This window comes from Hoeflea sp. AS60 (genome assembly GCF_038900115.1).
GTDB lineage: Bacteria > Pseudomonadota > Alphaproteobacteria > Rhizobiales > Rhizobiaceae > Hoeflea.
Map to the genome: position 1 here is coordinate 530,893 of NZ_JBBMQP010000001.1, position 15,832 is coordinate 546,724.

Genomic DNA, 15,832 nt, shown 5'->3' on the forward strand with positions numbered 1-15,832 from the left:
CAACTGAACCGAGAGCAGCCATGGCGATAAGAGAACAGGTTCAGGCAGCACTCGGGACATTGCCCGGCGCCGAGAAAAAGGTCGCCCATTCGTTTCTTGCCAATTACCCCAGCATCGGGTTGTCGACCATTGCCGAACTCGCGGCCCTTGCCGGCACCAGTGCACCGACGGTCTTGCGCTTTGTCGCCCGGCTCGGCTTCGATTCCTACCCCGAATTCCAGCGCGTCCTACGCAGCGATGTCCAGGCGCAGCTGATGTCACCGCTTGAACGCGCCCGCAGCACCGGCCCTGTCACCGACAATCCGGCGCTAAAGGCAAGTTTCGCAAGCATTGCCGACAATCTCGACGCCACCCTGAAGGCCGTACCCGAAAGTGAATTCGAGGCTGCATGCGATTTGCTCTCGGATCAGAAAGCCTCTGTCTATCTTCTCGGCGGCAGGTTCACTGATACGATTGCGGCCTACATGGCCGCCCATCTCCGTATCATCCGCCCGAATGTCAGACATTTTGACGGGCAGACATCAACCTGGCGCGACCAGCTTCTCGATGTGCGCCCCGGCGACGTCGCCGTATTGTTTGATATCCGCCGCTACCAGTCCGACCTGGTGCGGCTCGGAGAGCTGCTGGTCGAGCGCAAGGCCCGCATCCTGCTGATCACCGATCCCTGGCTGTCGCCGATCGCCCGCTCGGCGCGTGTGGTCCTGCCATGCGTCGTGGATGCCAACCGCACCTGGGATTCAAATGTTGCATTGCTGGCGCTGGCGGAGGCGCTGATCGACCGGGTCTCACGGGCACAGTCAGACAGTGCCCGCACCCGCATGCAGACTCTGGAGGATATCCACTGGAACAATTTACAGGGCAGATAGGACACCACGCAGACGTTTGAATGCACCGCGGTGCTGGCACAGGGTTGTATGCGCATGCTTGCACAAACCGACGGCATCAAATACCCATCGAGTATGGAGCAGCAAACCGCATTGGACGCCTTCTCGGCTCTCAGTCAGGAAACCCGGCTTGCGGTGTTCCGGCTGCTTGTGTCTGCCGGCCCGGAAGGCATGACATCCGGCGATATCGGTGAACGTCTGAATGTCCGCCAGAACACCATGTCGACCAATCTCGGCATTCTGCTCAAGGCAGGGCTTGTGCGCCGGGTCCGCGACGGACGTAATGTGCGTTACCACGCCGATCATTCAGGCATCAGCGGCCTTTTGGGTTTTCTGCTCGAAGACTGTTGCGGTGGCAATCCCGAACTTTGCCAGCCAATAATCCGACAGCTCTCCTGCACCTGATCCCGCCTCAGACGGGCGAAGTCGCCCGACGGTAGAGATGCCAGGTCGCGTGTCCCAGGACCGGCAAGACCAGCAACAGTCCGGTGAATGCCGGAAGCAACGCGACAAGCGTACAAACGCCGACAATGAACCCGAATCCGAGCATTGGCAGCGGGTTTTTCATAACTGTCGCAATGCTGGTGATCATCGCCGTGACGAAATCAACCTCGCGCTCGGCGAGCATCGGCAGGGCAATCACGGTAGTTGAAAACAGCACCGTCGCCAGAAACGCGCCAACGATGGTTCCGACCACCAGAAAGCCCCAGCCTTCAGGTGTCGACAAGACGATATCGACAAAGCGGCCCCAACTGGAAAAAGACTTGAAACCCAGAAAAAGCGCCAGCAGCAGCCGCACCTGGTAGACCCATATCCAGAAAATGAACATCACGACAAAGGCCATCCAGCCAAGCTGGCGTTCGCGCTGATAAAACACCTGCGCCAGCACTCCTTTGGGCGTGATCGGCTCGCCCATCCTGCGCCGGCGGCTGACCTCGTAAAGCCCGACCGCGACAAACGGACCAAGCAACGGAAACCCGATGGCCAGCGGGATGATCATCCATGGTGATCCGATGCGGGTTAGAAATCCGAGGATCAGCAGGCCGCCAAGCATGAATATACCTCCGAAGAAGAGGCCGTATCCGGGATGCGCGCGGAAGTCGTCCCACCCGTCTCTCAGGCTGGCACGAACATCATGCAGCGATAGTTCGCGGATCTGTGGTGCACCAATCTGAGTATCTTCGGTCAATCCCGCAGTCTTGTTGGTCATGATGTCCTCCCTCAACCCCCTCAAATCAGATCATGATTGTGCCCAAGACCGCCCACTTCAACAATGATCCTGATCAACAAAGGCAGTGAATGCCACATCGGTGCAGATAGTACTGCATTGCCGCTACCGGCAGCGGAAAATTGGCTCCCCAAGCACAGTGTCACGGACCACTCTGGTAATATCGCCTCTGCCACACTACCTTTGACGGATTACCGGCGATCCCGTTTCACCCGCGTCACGCGGTCTGTCCAAGCCGGCCCGGGAGTTTGAAATGTCCGCAATCATCATTGCCCTTCTGGTCATAGCAACAGCATCGAGCGGCAGCATCTTCAAGCCCGGCGAGTGGTATCGCAGTCTGCGGAAGCCCTCATGGACCCCACCGGGCTGGGCCTTCCCAGTTGTCTGGAGCATTCTCTACATTGCCATCGGCGTCTCCGGCTGGCTTGTCTGGCAGGCTCAGGGCATGGGCATCGCCATGGGACTGTGGCTCTTGCAGCTGGTCTTCAATGGCGCCTGGTCGTGGCTGTTCTTCGGCCGGAGACGGATGGATCTGGCGTTTGGCAACATCTGTCTCATGTTCCTGACGATTATTGCCTACATGATTACCGCTTGGCCTGTCTCGCAAACAGCTGTCTTGTTGTTCCTGCCCTATGCGGCCTGGGTGGCAACCGCCGGAACGCTCAATCGTGCTGTCTGGCGTCTCAACCCGGACGCGACACCTCGCTGACGCCTATGAAGGTGCGTGCGGCCAGCTTGCCCGTCACCAGAGCTCCTGGCGCGAATTCATCCCATCAAACCGCTTCCAATTCGCAGTCCGGCGTTTTAGGAAAGTGAGCACACCGAAGGCACCCGCCTTCGCAGACAGCAAACCGAGGCCAGCATGACCATTTCCCCTTTTGTTGCCCCTCAAGCCCGACGTGCAAGCGTCGCGGTGGATGTCGGCGGCGTCTTGGTTGGCGGCGGCGCGCCGGTTGTGGTGCAGTCCATGACCAATACCGATACTGCCGATATTGACGGTACCGTCGCGCAGGTCGCAGCCCTCCACGAGGCCGGCTCGGAAATTGTCCGGATCACCGTTGACCGTGATGAAAGCGCTGCCGCCGTGCCGAAAATCCGCGAGCGTCTCGAACGCCTCGGCCTTAATGTGCCGCTCGTCGGCGACTTCCACTACATCGGCCACACATTGCTCGCCAATCATCCGGCATGCGCGGAAGCACTCGCCAAATACCGTATCAATCCGGGCAATGTCGGCTTCAAGGACAAGAAGGACCGCCAGTTCATCGAGATTGTCGAGATGGCGATCCGCCATGGCAAACCGGTCCGCATCGGGGTCAATTGGGGATCACTCGATCAGGTGCTTCTGACCAGGCTGATGGACGAGAATGCCGCTAACGGATCTCCCCTGAGCGCCCGTGACGTCACCCGCGAGGCCATCATCCAGTCGGCGCTGCATTCGGCTGCACTGGCAGAGGAAACCGGCCTTGAGCGCAACCGCATCATCCTGTCGGCCAAGGTCAGCCAGGTACAGGATCTCATCGCGGTCTATTCCGAACTGGCCCGCCGCTCGGACCACGCCCTGCATCTGGGACTGACCGAGGCAGGCATGGGCTCGAAGGGCATTGTCGCCTCATCTGCCGCTATGGGCATCGTCCTGCAGGCTGGCATCGGCGACACTATCCGGGTGTCCCTCACGCCCGAGCCTGGTGGTGACCGCACCCGCGAAGTGATCGTCGCCCAGGAACTGTTGCAGGTCATGGGCTTCAGGCAGTTTGTCCCGGTCGTTGCCGCCTGCCCCGGCTGTGGCCGCACCACCTCAACGGTGTTCCAGCAACTGGCACGGACCATCGAGGATGACTTGAGGCGCAACATGCCGGCATGGCGTGACAAATACCCCGGCGTAGAAGGTCTGCAGGTCGCCGTCATGGGCTGCATCGTCAATGGCCCGGGCGAATCCAAGCACGCCGACATCGGCATCTCGCTCCCCGGCACCGGCGAAAGCCCGGCTGCACCGATTTTCATCGATGGCAAGAAGGCGGCAACCCTGCGCGGCCCGAACATAGCCGAGGACTTCCAAGTCATGGTCGCCGATTACATCGAGAAGCGCTTCGGCCAGTCAGCCTGATCAGGCTTTCAGCATTGGTCAGCCAATCAGGCTGATTTGACGCGAGCCTGATCGGCTGGCAACCAGCGGTCGATCATCGCGCCAAGCTTTTCGGGTGAGATCGGCTTGGAAAGATAGTCGTCCATCCCGGCGGCGAGGCAACGGTCTTCGTCTCCCTTCAACGAATGCGCGGTGACGGCGATGATCGGCGTCGGGACAAGCCCTTCCCGCTCCTCTATCTCCCGGATTGCCGCAGTCGCCTCCAGTCCGTTCATCTCTGGCATCGACACATCCATCAACACCAGCGTGGGCCTGAGTTCGCCCCACATCCGGACAGCTTCGCGCCCGTTGACGGCTAGCTCATGCGACAGCCTGAGCCCTTCCAGCGTTTGCTGGAACACAATCTGGTTGATCGGGTTGTCTTCCGCCACAAGCACCAGCGGCTCGGTGCGTTCCACGATCGCAGGTTTGATCTCTGCAACTGGCGCAACCGGAGCAACCGGTTCAGGCGGTCGACTGGAAGACATCTTGGCTTCGGGCGCTGACGCTACCTTCTGCGGTTTGTTGTCTATATCGCATCGGCGCAAAGCCGCTTCGACAGTCTTGCGCAACTGCGCGGTACGGACCGGCTTGGTCAGTTGCGCAAAGATCTCCAGATGATTGAGCGCTTCCAGCTGGTCAGCCTGGTCGACCGAAGACAAGATCAGGATCGGCGTATCCGCGATCTCCGGATCAGAGCGTATCGCCTGCGCTACTTCAGCACCCGACATACCAGGCATCTGGAAGTCCAGCACCACCAGATCTATGCCGATCCCCAGGCTAGACCGTGCATGTCGCAGGAGATCCAGACCGATTTCTCCACCTTCCACCGCCACACAGTCAAAACCCCAATCGCGAATCTGCTCGGTCAGGATCATCCGGTTGATCGCGTTGTCATCGACCACGAGAACGCGGCGGCCCGGCAGCAGGCTCGACGGCGCATCGGCCACACTGATTTGCCCGTCCACATCCATTTCGATGGTAAAGCTGAAGGTCGAGCCAACTCCGACCTGGCTTTCAAGCTCGATCTTTCCGCCCATGAGTTCAACCAGCCGCGTGGCGATCGCCAGGCCAAGCCCGGTGCCCTCGTGTTTCCTGGTCGAAGAGCCATCAACCTGGCTGAATTTTTCAAAAATCGTGTTCTGCTTGTCGGTGGGAATACCCATACCGGTGTCACGCACAGCGATCGATACCGCCAGACGGTCCGCGGCGTTGACTGCCTTGACCTTGCTCCAGTTGATCTCGACCATGACATGACCGTGTTCGGTAAACTTGACGGCGTTGCCAATCAGATTGGTCAGGATCTGCCTGATCCGCCCAGGATCGCCGATAAGCTTGTCAGGCAAGCCTGGCGCGATACGGACAACCAGCTCGATATCTTTCTCGACGACGCGAGACGACATCAGCGTCGCCACATCCTCGGTCGTATCCACCAAGTTGAAGGGCTTCGGGCTGAGCGTCAGCTGACCGGCGTCAATCTTGGAGAAATCGAGAATGTCGTTGATGATCTCAAGCAGCGCATTGCCGGATTTGAGGATAACATCGGTAAAGGTGCGCTGCCTGGTATCAAGCTCGGTTCGGGTCAGGAGTTCGGCCATGCCAAGCACACCGTTCATCGGCGTGCGGATTTCATGGCTCATCGTTGCGAGGAATTCCGATTTGGCCCTGTCACCAAGTTTGGCCTTGGTCAGCGCCGCATCGACATCGCGGGTCTTGTCCTGCAGTCGTTTGATCATCTGCCGGATGATGATGTCGATGGGGACGAAGACGCCCAGGCCGAGTACCAGCAAGATACCCATTGTCGCCAGCAGGTAGCGCTGCAACAGCTCACCCTGCGCCAAAGACTGCTGCGCAAGATAGTCTCGAAATTGCTCATGTACGAAGAGATTTGAGGGCTGAATAACCTCGGCAAACAGGGCGCTGATTTCCCGACCAGCCCAGTACATGTCCTTTTTTGTGCGCGCCGTGTCGAGGCGTTCAGCACCAAGCATCTGCTTGTGGTTCAAAAAGGCATCGTCATTCGTCATGTAACGGGATCGCGACTTGATGGCCTGCGTCAGCTCCGTTGGCAATGCATCCCATTTTTCACTGAGATGCTTGATCTTCCAGCGGGCTCGTTCAAACCGGAAACGCAAACTGGACAAGGCGGATACAATATCCGGGTCGACCTTCATATTGGCTCGGATCTGGCGTTTTTCTGCCAGAGTTGCCCCGTCAAGCCTCTTGTCCACGAAGGCCTGGAAGTTGACGTAGGTCTGCGCAAGCCGTTCGCTGCGTTCCGCAATCGCGCGCAATGCATGATCGACTTCAGCAAAATCTGCGGAAACCGCGCCGATTTGCTGGATTGCATGATTGCGTTTGCTCTGTTCGGTAAAAAAGAACGTGCAAATTACTGCAATCGCAGTCAACGAGACAATATATCCGATGCGCAGCGATATAATTGATCGGCGCGCAACGGCGGTTTCATCCTGATCTTTAAATGTTTCGGTCATTTTTTTCGCAGCATCCGTTTGAGTGGATATTGCCGCGAGTTGGTTAATTAAAAACGTACAGAAAGGCTTTCATCCGCATTTGAAACACCTGCCACATTCAGGCGACCCGAATCAACGCTCCCGGCTGGCAATAAAACTTGCAGCCTGTCGCAATGTATCCGCCTCTTCACCAAATGGCTCAAGCAACAACGCGGCCTCTTCGACCAGCTGGTCCAGCCGTTGCCGCGCTGAAGCAACGCCGTGCAGCGACACCAAGGTCCCCTTGCCGCGCCCGACGTCCTTGCCCGCAGCCTTCCCAAGGGTCGCTGCGTCGGAAGTCACATCAAGCAGGTCATCCGCCAGCTGGAAGGCAAGTCCGATGATTTCACCGAACCTCGTCATCCGGAGCACTACTTGATCATCGGCGCCTGCGGCAATTGCCCCGGCCGCACAGGCATAACGCAGCAGCGCTCCGGTCTTCATCGCCTGCAGCTGCACGATGCCAGCTTCGTCCGGGGTCACCCGTTCAGCATGCAGATCGAGGACCTGACCGCCAACCATTCCGCCGATGCCGGACGCGCGCGCCAGTTGGTTGATCAGCGTCAGTTTGGCCTTTGCAGGCAGATCGGTCTCGGTCGAGGAGAGAACATCAAAGGCCAGCGTCAGAAGCGCATCACCGGCCAGAATTGCCGATGCCTCGTCGAAAGCTATGTGAACCGTGGGCTGACCACGCCTGAGATAATCATCGTCCATCGACGGCAGATCGTCGTGAATGAGCGAGTAGCAATGAATGCATTCCAGCGCCGCAGCGACCCGCCTAGCCGGAAGCTCCGCCGCGCCCAGCAGCCGCGCCGTTTCAACCACCAGAAATGGGCGCAACCGTTTCCCACCATTGAGAACGCCATGCCTCATGGCAGCCAGCAGATGCTCCGGGCGTGCGATTTCACCGTCCAGCACGGTGTTCGAGAGCAACGCCTCCAGCAGCGTTGCGACCTCCTGTGCCGTCGTTTCAAGCCGTTTGGCGAAACTGTCTGTCATATGCTTGCTCATCGCGGTTTCTTGCCACGCCGCGCCCCGGGCGGCAACGGTTTGTTTGCAGCTTTCATCGCTACAGTTCGGCATGCTTGGCCCGGCTGTGTTCTTCTCTGGTCTGGCATTGAGCCGACAAGATCGCTATGCACACACACTCACCGGTCGTCTTCGACGGCGTCATTCAGGGAAAGCAAGGTGGCCAGACAGAATTCCAGAGGGACCTCCCGGTCCGAGTCAGGGGCAGGCAAGAAACCTCGCCGGTCGTTTCTGCGTCGCCTTATCGGATGGAGCCTCTTCATCATTTTTCTGGTGCTGATTCTGCCCTATCTGCTGATCCCGATCTATTCCCTGCAACAGGTCCGCCCGGTTTCAACATTGATGCTTGGCGAAACGCTCACCGGTCGGGCCTATGAGCGCCAATGGATCGATTTTGATGGCATTGCACCAGTGCTGGTACAATCGGTGATGATGTCCGAAGACGGGCAGTACTGCGCCCACTCAGGCATAGACTGGCAAGCACTCAATCTGGTGATCGACGATGCGCTGGACGGCGAAGCCACGCGCGGCGCCAGCACCATTCCGATGCAGACAGCAAAAAATCTGTTTCTGCCGTCGACCCGCTCGGTTGTTCGCAAGGCTATGGAGATCCCGCTGGCAATGTGGATGGATCTGCTCTGGTCCAAGCGGCGAATGATGGAGATCTATCTCAACATCGCCGAATGGGCGCCAGGCATCTACGGCGTGGAGGCTGCAGCACAGGCCTATTTCGGCGTGCCCGCGGCAAAACTATCTGGCCGTCAGGCGGCATTGCTGGCTGTCACGCTGCCCAACCCTGTCAAACGCAATGCCGCCAATCCCTCAAGCGGCATGAAGCGCCTTGCTGGCGTTATCGAAAAAAGAGCCAGTCAGTCGGGCGCGTACATCAAATGCCTTTATGATTGAGTTCAACAGAATTGGCTTTTCCGTCCTCTGGCCGCATGCGAGAGATGAGCTCTCCATCAGCTTGAGGTGCATTTCATGGCCGACCCCGTCCTCTATATTGGTAACAAGAACTACTCATCCTGGTCATTTCGGCCATGGATAGGCATGCGCACAACGGGCATCGCTTTCGAGGAGAAACTGGTGCCGTTCGACATGCCCGCAGGCAACCCTGCCTTCAGGACGTTCTCACCCACAGGCAAGGTGCCGGTTCTGGTCGATGGCGAAGCGACGGTCTGGGAATCCCTGGCCATCCTTGATCACGCCGCACGCACGCATCCGGAATCAGGCCTCTGGCCAGACAATGCGACAGACCGCAGCAAGGCAATGGCCATGAGCGCAGAGATGATGTCGTCATTTCCAGCACTGCGCTCGGCTTGCCCGATGAACATGCGTCGTGAGCGCAAGCCGATCCAGACCACACCAGCCATTCTTGCCGACGTGGACCGCATCCAGGCGCTCTGGAGCGGCTGTCTGGAGCGGTCTGGCGGTCCGTTCCTGTTTGGGGCGTTCTCGATTGCAGACGCCATGTTTGCCCCCGTGGTCAATCGTCTCGACGTTTACGCTTTCGAGACCGGTTCGGTCGTGAGCGATTACATGGCCCGCATGAAAGCCCTGCCCGCTTGGCGCGAGTGGGAAGCGGCCGGCCGCGCCGAGCCATGGATCGTCGATGAAGACGAAGCGTGACCGCGTGGCCTGCGACCATTTGGGCGGATTGGCTGACCCGGAGTCAAAAAAACACGCTCACCGCTGGTCAAACCTGCAAATGCCATGTATAAGCCCGGCAAATTTCCGAAATCGGCATGTGTCAGTTTCGGCCCTTGGGTCGACCGTTGGACATGCCTGTACGCTCAATAGGAGTTTATAATGGCTGTTCCAAAGCGAAAAACTACCCCGTCCAAGCGCGGCATGCGCCGTTCGGCTGACGCCCTCAAGGCCCCGACCTATGTCGAGGACAAGAATTCCGGCGAACTGCGCCGTCCGCACCACATCGACCTGAAGACAGGCATGTACCGCGGCCGCCAGGTTCTGACGCCTAAGGAAAGCGCATAAGCCTTTCAAAGCTTAAGCAGATTAAAAGCCGGTCCCTCAGGGGCCGGCTTTTTGCTTTTGTGGCTCTGCAACAACATCAATGTCTGAGATTGCCGTTTCCGCGGCAGTCTGAATGCCGCCCTTGGGCCGGGCCATATCCAGACACAAAAACGCCCGGGAACCGAAGCTCCCGGGCGAAATCAACTCAGAGCGACCAGCCTAGCCAGCCGACCTCTGTTGTGGCTTTTCAGGCAGCTTCGATAGTCGAAACTGCAGTCTTGCCTGTGCGGCGGTCTTCAGCGGTGTCGAAAGACACCTTCTGGCCTTCGGCCAGACCGCGCATGCCAGCACGCTCAAGTGCAGTTGCATGGACGAAAACGTCCTTGCTGCCGTCGTCAGGTGCGATGAAGCCGAAGCCCTTTTGGTCATTGTAGAATTTAACGGTACCGGTTTTCATGGGGGAAGTCCTTTATGTCCATGAATGTAATTTCCAGCGCAAGCGCTCTTTAAAGCGCTCGGCGCAGGCGTTCGTCATCGAGTTTAAGTGAAGTGTTGAGCGTGTCTCCGCCTAAAGCGGTGAGCGACCAAGTCGTCCGGTCCAAAAATCGATAGACTGTTAGTACACTGTTTTTAATGCCAACACAAGCCAAAGCGCGTTAGGCCCTCAAGCAGGCCGGAATTTCCGGCCCGCCAGCGTCGGCTAGGCTGCCAATATCAGCCGTCCTCAAGCCGCCACAGCGGCTGCGGGAGCCCGTCCGCGAACAGACCGGAACGGAACCAGTCGGCGCCGCTCTTCGTCCCACAAGGTCAGCGGCACACAGCGCAGGCTCTGCCAGAACGTCAGTCGACCGATCTGTCCAAGCTCAGGGAAATCCCTCAGAACCTGGGGCAGGCGGTAAAACGGAATACGGCTCGACAGGTGATGAACATGGTGGATGCCGATATTGCCGGTCAGCCACATCAGCGGCTTGGGCAGGTCATAGAACGAACTGCCATGCAGGGCCGAGTATTCCCGCTCCCATTCAGGCGCGCGATCCCAATGGGTCGGATCGAACTGATGCTGGACATAGAACATCCAGACGCCGATAGATGCGCCGATCAGCATGATCGGCAGGTGGATAATCAGAAATGCCTTGAAACCGACCAGCAGCCCCAGTGCGCCCCACATCACGAGGATCGCAAGATTGGTCACCATCACGCTCTTCCAGGACATGATACCGTCCTTCAGTGCCGTCACCGGCAGGCGATGCTGCAACATGAAGATAAAGGCTGGTCCGATACCGAACATGACCAGCGGATGCCGGTAGAGGCGGTATTTCCAGCGTCCAACGCTCGACAGGGCAAGGTATTCCTCAACCGTCAGCGTATCGATATCGCCAATGCCGCGCCGCTCGAGATTGCCCGATCCGGCATGATGGATCGCATGCGACCGGCGCCAGTAATCGTAAGGCGTGAGTGTAATCACCCCGAGAACCCGGCCAACCCGGTCATTCCACTTGGCGGTGGTAAACATCGAGCCGTGGCCGCAATCATGCTGGATGATGAACAGCCGCACCATCAACAACGCAGCCGGAATCGAAAGCACAAGCGCCAGAATGATGCTGTAGGAAAGCGCGAACCACATCAGCGCCCAGAAGGAAACCAGAAGTCCGAATGTCAGGACCGTCTCGAAGGCACTCCGTCCATCACTCGGCAACCTGTAGGGCTGCAGTCGACGCACCCACTCCCGAGCTGTTCCTGACACCATGCGTATTCTCCCGATTTTGATTCCTCTTGGCCGGACAATTGTTGCTGCTCTCGGCACATAGTTGGGGCGCCATACCACGCCGGCTGACAAAACGGCATCTTTTTCTCTCCAGATCCCCAGATCACGATGTGTCACATCGTCACTGCGAGTTTGACCGAAGCACAGATTTACCCGGGCAAGAAACAGTTGTACCCAGCTTCAATCGATTTAGTCTGGAGCATTGAATGTCGACCCCGAGCCTTGTTGCGCCGCCGCTCTTGTCCCCGCAACGATTTGCGGTCTCCCTCATGTTTCTGGTCAACGGGTTTGTCGTTGGCAGCTGGGCGCCCAAGATCCCCGAATTCGCCGCACGTCTGCAACTCGATGAAAGCGACCTCGGGCTGATGATCATGTGCTTCGGCATAGGCTCACTCTGCTCAATGCCTGCTGTCGGTGCGCTGATCTCGCGGAATGGCTCACGCACGGTAACGAGAGTCGTCGCAGCATTGACCATCCCGTGTCTGATATTCGTCACGGTCGCGCCATCGATCTGGACCGGCGCGCTGGCGCTGTTTGTTATCGGGGCGCTGGTGGGCGGCATGGATGTCGCCATGAACGCCAATGCGGTCGAGGTGGAAAAGCGTCAGGGCCGGGCCATCATGTCGTCCTGCCACGGCTTCTGGAGCCTGGGTGGCGTGGCCGGTGCAGGCCTGGGCGGCGTCCTGATTGCACTCTATGGCGTGCATGTGCATGCGATCGCCGCTTCTGTGCTCACCGGTGTTGCAGTGGCGCTGGCATGGCCAAGGGTCTTGGCCGACCCGCCGCACAAGGTCATGCCCGAGCCCGGAGAGGCGCTCGCAAGCGTCTCCCGGCCAGGACTTCTCACCGCTGGTGCCGCGGTCTGGCTGACCGGCATCATCTGCCTGATCATGATGACACCCGAAGGCGCCATCCTTGATTGGGGCGCGCTCTACCTGCGCCAGGAGCTTGGCGCCGACGCAGCATTGTCAGGCCTGGCTTTCGGAGCCTTCTCCGCCGCCATGGCCTTGATGCGGTTTCTCGGCGACCTGGTTCGAGACCGTTTCGGTGCGGTCAGGACATTCCGGGTTTCGTGCGTTCTGGCCATGGCAGGCCTTGCCATGGCGGGAACGGCGCAATCCGCGGAACTGGCCATTGCCGGTTTCGCGATCGCCGGGCTCGGTTTTGCCAACACCGTTCCGATCGCCTTTTCGGCTGCAGGCAACCTGCCCGGTCTGCCACAGGGGCTGGCCATATCGGTGGTCACTTTCATGGGCTATTCAGGCATTCTGTTCGCGCCATCCGTGATCGGGTTCATAGCCGAGCATACCGGATTCTCGGCAATCTATCTGGCGCTCCCGATCTTTGTGGTGATGCCTCTCGCCTTTTCAAGCCTGATGCGGCACGCCGACAGGCAAGCTTCATAAACCCGGCCTGCTCAAGACAAGAGCTTAACTTCGGTTGGCCGATTTCAGCCAGCCAAGACCGTCCAGCGTGCCGGCCCTGGGCCGGTACTCACACCCGACAAAGCCCTCATAGCCAAGATCATCCAGCGCATGGAATATCCGGCTATCGTCCAGCTCGCCCGTTCCCGGCTCATTTCGCCCGGGCACCGAAGCGATCTGGATATGGCCGATAAGCGGCAACAGGGCTTTGAGCCCCATCAACACATCGCCGTGCAGTATCTGCCGGTGATAGATATCGAACTGCAGCTTGAGGTTGGCCCGACCCAGGCTTTCGATCAGTTCGGTGGCAGGCGCAAAATCATTGAGGAAATAGCCCGGCATGTCCCGTCTGTTGATAGGCTCGATCAGCAGGCAGACACCCTTCTCAGCCGCCGCATCGGCCGCGTAAGCGAGCGAATCCCGATAGCAGTCCTGATGCGCAGGGTCAGCCGGATCGGCAAGCCCGGCCATCATGTGCAGACGCGGCGTCCCGATAACCCCCGCATAGTCGAGAGCGGTCTGTACCGACCTGCGGAATTCATCCCTTCGCGCCGGCAGAGCCGCCATGCCCCGGTCACCTGCCGCCCAATTCCCCGGTGGCAGATTGAAAAGCATCTGATCGACACCCGCCGCCTGACACCACCGGGCAATATCCTGGGCCGGATAATCATAAGGAAACAGGAACTCGACCGCACCAAAGCCAGCATCGGCGGCCGCCTGAAAGCGATCGGGAAACGCATGTTCGGTGAACATCATCGAAAGGTTGGCGGCAAAACGCGGCATCGGCGGGTCTCAAACTTGCATTGGTTCGCCGTAATGATCAGGAATCCGACAACGGCCCGACCCCAACTTTGCCCGATCACGCAGTCAGCGCAAGCACCGAAAGACACAAATCGCCGGATCAGCTTGCGCCTCCGGCGATCTGGATTTCAGCGGTCGCGCTCAACCGAAAGCGAGCACTCCCCGGCAGCAAAGATCAGGCATTCCAGTTCGCATACCAGCTCTTGAACAGGCGATACTGGCTTTCAGCATAGTTTCTTTGCGAGTCCGTCAGCGCATCTGTCTCGTAGAAATGCAGCGTGTATTCAGCATCGCCATTCAGGACCATCAGGTACTTGTAATAGAGAACAAGATCGGCGCCCTCGTCGAACGAGGACAACACACCAAGCGCCTCCTCCAACTCCATTGCCTTCACCCGTGCCTTGGCGTCGCCGGCGGCAGCCTTCTTGCACAGATCCACCAGGTGCAGCACTTCGCGCGGCAGGGCATTGCCGATGCCGGTAATCGCACCGGTGGCGCCGCAATTGACGAAGCCATGGTAGACATTGGTGTCAACGCCCACCATCAGGGTAACGCTGTCATCGGCAGAGGTGATGTTTTCTGCCGCATAGCGCAGATCAGCCGCGCCGCCGAACTCCTTGAAGCCGATCAGGTTGGGATGATCCTTGCGCAGCGCGAAGAACAGGTCAGCGCGGGTGGCAAACCCGTAATAGGGGCTGTTGTAGATCACCGCCGGCAGCTCAGGCGCCGCCGACAAGATCGCCTTGAAGTGCGCCGACTGGGCATGGACCGAGCTTCCGCGCGAGAGCACCCGCGGAATGACCATCAGCCCCTGCGCGCCGACTTTCGCTGCATGCGCCGCATGCGCCACTGCCGAAGCGCTGTTGATCGCGCCGGTGCCGACCACTGTCGGAATACCCGCGGCAACAAGACGCTCAACGCCTTCCATGCGCTGCGCATCGGTCAGAAGCGGCCAGTCGCCCATCGAGCCGCAATAGACAACCGCCGACATCCCGTCAGCAATCAGTTCCGCCGCCTTGCGCACCAGCGCGTCAAAATCCGGTGTGCGATCAGCCTTGCAGGGTGTCATCAGGGCCGGCATGCAGCCGGTGAAAATCGAGTTGTCCATCGTGTGTTTCCTTTGATTTCACTGAAGCGGTATCAGAAGCCGACAATCTGGAGGTCTGTCCAAGGACAAACGGAACCACACAACAAGCACCCGGCAACAAGAGGTTTTATCAGACCATACATCATTGTATTTTTGTTGTCGACATAGATCATTTGGAGCAAAGCAAACGTCTGCGCCCCTCCATCACGCCCAACGCCGCATCGCCCCAGGATCGTTCAAAAAGACCTAGAGGCTTATATCGGCATTCAATCGGCGATCCTCGGTAATGTAGGCCTGAATCTGGCGCACGATCTGCTGCGCGTGAGCCTGCGCGATCTGGTCTGCCGCCTCAATATCCTGCCGATCGATCGCTGCGATCATGTCCTCATGCTCCTGCAGATAGATCCGTGGCAACGCATCATTGTGGGAGGAGTAATACAGCCGCAGCAGCCGTCGGCCCTCATCAAGCAGGCGGGTGAAAAGGTCGGTGTAGTAGCGATTCTTTCCGGCGCGCGAGATCTCGACATGAAAGTTGCGATTGACCTCGATCATCGTCGGAACATCCCGCGCCTCCACGGCCCTCGTGTAGGCATCCTGGAGATCGCGGATCTTGGCGAGCTCGCTCTCGGTTCTGTTCACCGCCGCCAGCCGTGTCGTCACCCGATACATCAGGGACAGCGCGTCAAAGAACTGAGACAGGTTGGGGAAATCGATCGGCGCAACAATGGTGAACCGGTTTGGCAGGGTGACGACCAGCCCTTCACCAGCGAGTTTGACCATCGCTTCGCGGACCGGTGTGCGCGAAATACCGAACCGCTCGGCAAGCTTGACCTCGTCAATCGGACTGCCGGGTTCAAGCGTCAGGTTCAGAATCTCGTGCCTGAGCGTATCATAGACCGCGCCAACACCCTGCCCGCGTTTGCGCTTTGCCTCCGGAATCTGTGCCGAAACCGGCTCATCAAGGCTCATGATTCACTCCAGATCGCCGCTGCGCCACCCTGCTCCCAA

16 protein-coding genes are annotated in these 15,832 nt (G+C 58.8%); 8 read left to right on the plus strand and 8 right to left on the minus strand.

Annotated elements, in window-relative coordinates; genetic code table 11:
* Positions 1-20: 20 nt before the first annotated feature.
* Complete coding sequence (locus WNZ14_RS02460) at positions 21-866, plus strand: MurR/RpiR family transcriptional regulator (RefSeq protein ID WP_342867021.1); 846 nt, start codon at positions 21-23, stop codon at positions 864-866.
* Positions 867-959: 93 nt separating this feature from the next.
* Positions 960-1,289: a helix-turn-helix domain-containing protein gene (locus WNZ14_RS02465; protein ID WP_342868486.1), complete on the plus strand. Its 330-nt coding sequence runs from the start codon at positions 960-962 to the stop codon at positions 1,287-1,289.
* 7 nt (positions 1,290-1,296) lie between these two features.
* Here WNZ14_RS02465 and WNZ14_RS02470 read toward each other — a convergent pair whose 3' ends face one another.
* Positions 1,297-2,094, minus strand: coding sequence for a DUF2189 domain-containing protein (locus tag WNZ14_RS02470; protein WP_342867022.1), 798 nt, complete (start codon positions 2,092-2,094; stop codon positions 1,297-1,299).
* A 271-nt stretch (positions 2,095-2,365) separates the two neighbouring features.
* Between WNZ14_RS02470 and WNZ14_RS02475 the strand changes: the two genes are divergently transcribed.
* Together WNZ14_RS02475 and ispG are read left to right on the plus strand one after the other, a co-directional pair.
* Entirely contained in the window at positions 2,366-2,821 is a 456-nt protein-coding gene (locus WNZ14_RS02475; protein ID WP_342867023.1) for a TspO/MBR family protein, read from the plus strand.
* Positions 2,822-2,974: 153 nt separating this feature from the next.
* Positions 2,975-4,216 carry a flavodoxin-dependent (E)-4-hydroxy-3-methylbut-2-enyl-diphosphate synthase gene (gene ispG, locus WNZ14_RS02480; protein ID WP_342867024.1) on the plus strand — a complete coding sequence of 414 codons (1,242 nt, stop codon included), beginning with the start codon at positions 2,975-2,977 and terminating at the stop codon, positions 4,214-4,216.
* A 26-nt stretch (positions 4,217-4,242) separates the two neighbouring features.
* Here the strand turns inward: ispG and WNZ14_RS02485 are convergent, their stop codons facing one another.
* Positions 4,243-6,726: a response regulator gene (locus WNZ14_RS02485; RefSeq protein ID WP_342867025.1), complete on the minus strand. Its 2,484-nt coding sequence runs from the start codon at positions 6,724-6,726 to the stop codon at positions 4,243-4,245.
* 111 nt (positions 6,727-6,837) lie between these two features.
* A complete protein-coding gene (locus WNZ14_RS02490; RefSeq protein WP_342868487.1) occupies positions 6,838-7,743 on the minus strand; it encodes a polyprenyl synthetase family protein in 906 nt (301 codons plus the stop codon).
* A gap of 261 nt (positions 7,744-8,004) precedes the next feature.
* Here WNZ14_RS02490 and WNZ14_RS02495 point away from each other — a divergent pair, with 261 nt between their 5' ends.
* From WNZ14_RS02495 to rpmF, 3 genes are all read left to right on the plus strand, one after another.
* A complete protein-coding gene (locus tag WNZ14_RS02495) occupies positions 8,005-8,679 on the plus strand; it encodes a transglycosylase domain-containing protein (protein WP_342868488.1) in 675 nt (224 codons plus the stop codon).
* 75 nt (positions 8,680-8,754) lie between these two features.
* The gene (locus tag WNZ14_RS02500; RefSeq protein ID WP_342867026.1) at positions 8,755-9,402 is read left to right on the plus strand and encodes a glutathione S-transferase family protein; all 648 of its coding nucleotides are present in this window, start codon (positions 8,755-8,757) and stop codon (positions 9,400-9,402) included.
* Positions 9,403-9,582: 180 nt separating this feature from the next.
* On the plus strand, positions 9,583-9,768 hold the full coding sequence (rpmF, locus tag WNZ14_RS02505) for a 50S ribosomal protein L32 (protein ID WP_097106820.1): 186 nt from the start codon (positions 9,583-9,585) through the stop codon (positions 9,766-9,768).
* A gap of 226 nt (positions 9,769-9,994) precedes the next feature.
* Here rpmF and WNZ14_RS02510 read toward each other — a convergent pair whose 3' ends face one another.
* Both WNZ14_RS02510 and WNZ14_RS02515 read right to left on the minus strand, forming a co-directional pair.
* Positions 9,995-10,204 (minus strand): cold-shock protein, encoded by a 210-nt coding sequence (locus WNZ14_RS02510; protein WP_152011254.1) that lies wholly within the window; start codon positions 10,202-10,204, stop codon positions 9,995-9,997.
* Between the two features lie 267 nt (positions 10,205-10,471).
* Entirely contained in the window at positions 10,472-11,494 is a 1,023-nt protein-coding gene (locus WNZ14_RS02515; RefSeq protein ID WP_342867027.1) for a fatty acid desaturase, read from the minus strand.
* A gap of 224 nt (positions 11,495-11,718) precedes the next feature.
* Between WNZ14_RS02515 and WNZ14_RS02520 the strand changes: the two genes are divergently transcribed.
* Positions 11,719-12,918 (plus strand): MFS transporter, encoded by a 1,200-nt coding sequence (locus tag WNZ14_RS02520; protein ID WP_342867028.1) that lies wholly within the window; start codon positions 11,719-11,721, stop codon positions 12,916-12,918.
* Between the two features lie 24 nt (positions 12,919-12,942).
* On the opposite strand, the gene otnI is transcribed toward WNZ14_RS02520, so the two are convergent.
* The 3 genes from otnI to WNZ14_RS02535 all read right to left on the minus strand — a co-directional run bounded on the left by otnI (position 12,943) and on the right by WNZ14_RS02535 (position 15,793).
* Positions 12,943-13,719: a 2-oxo-tetronate isomerase gene (otnI, locus tag WNZ14_RS02525; RefSeq protein ID WP_342867029.1), complete on the minus strand. Its 777-nt coding sequence runs from the start codon at positions 13,717-13,719 to the stop codon at positions 12,943-12,945.
* Between the two features lie 193 nt (positions 13,720-13,912).
* Positions 13,913-14,845 (minus strand): dihydrodipicolinate synthase family protein, encoded by a 933-nt coding sequence (locus WNZ14_RS02530; RefSeq protein ID WP_342867030.1) that lies wholly within the window; start codon positions 14,843-14,845, stop codon positions 13,913-13,915.
* A gap of 225 nt (positions 14,846-15,070) precedes the next feature.
* Positions 15,071-15,793, minus strand: coding sequence for a GntR family transcriptional regulator (locus tag WNZ14_RS02535; RefSeq protein ID WP_342867031.1), 723 nt, complete (start codon positions 15,791-15,793; stop codon positions 15,071-15,073).
* Between the last annotated feature and the right edge of the window lie 39 nt (positions 15,794-15,832).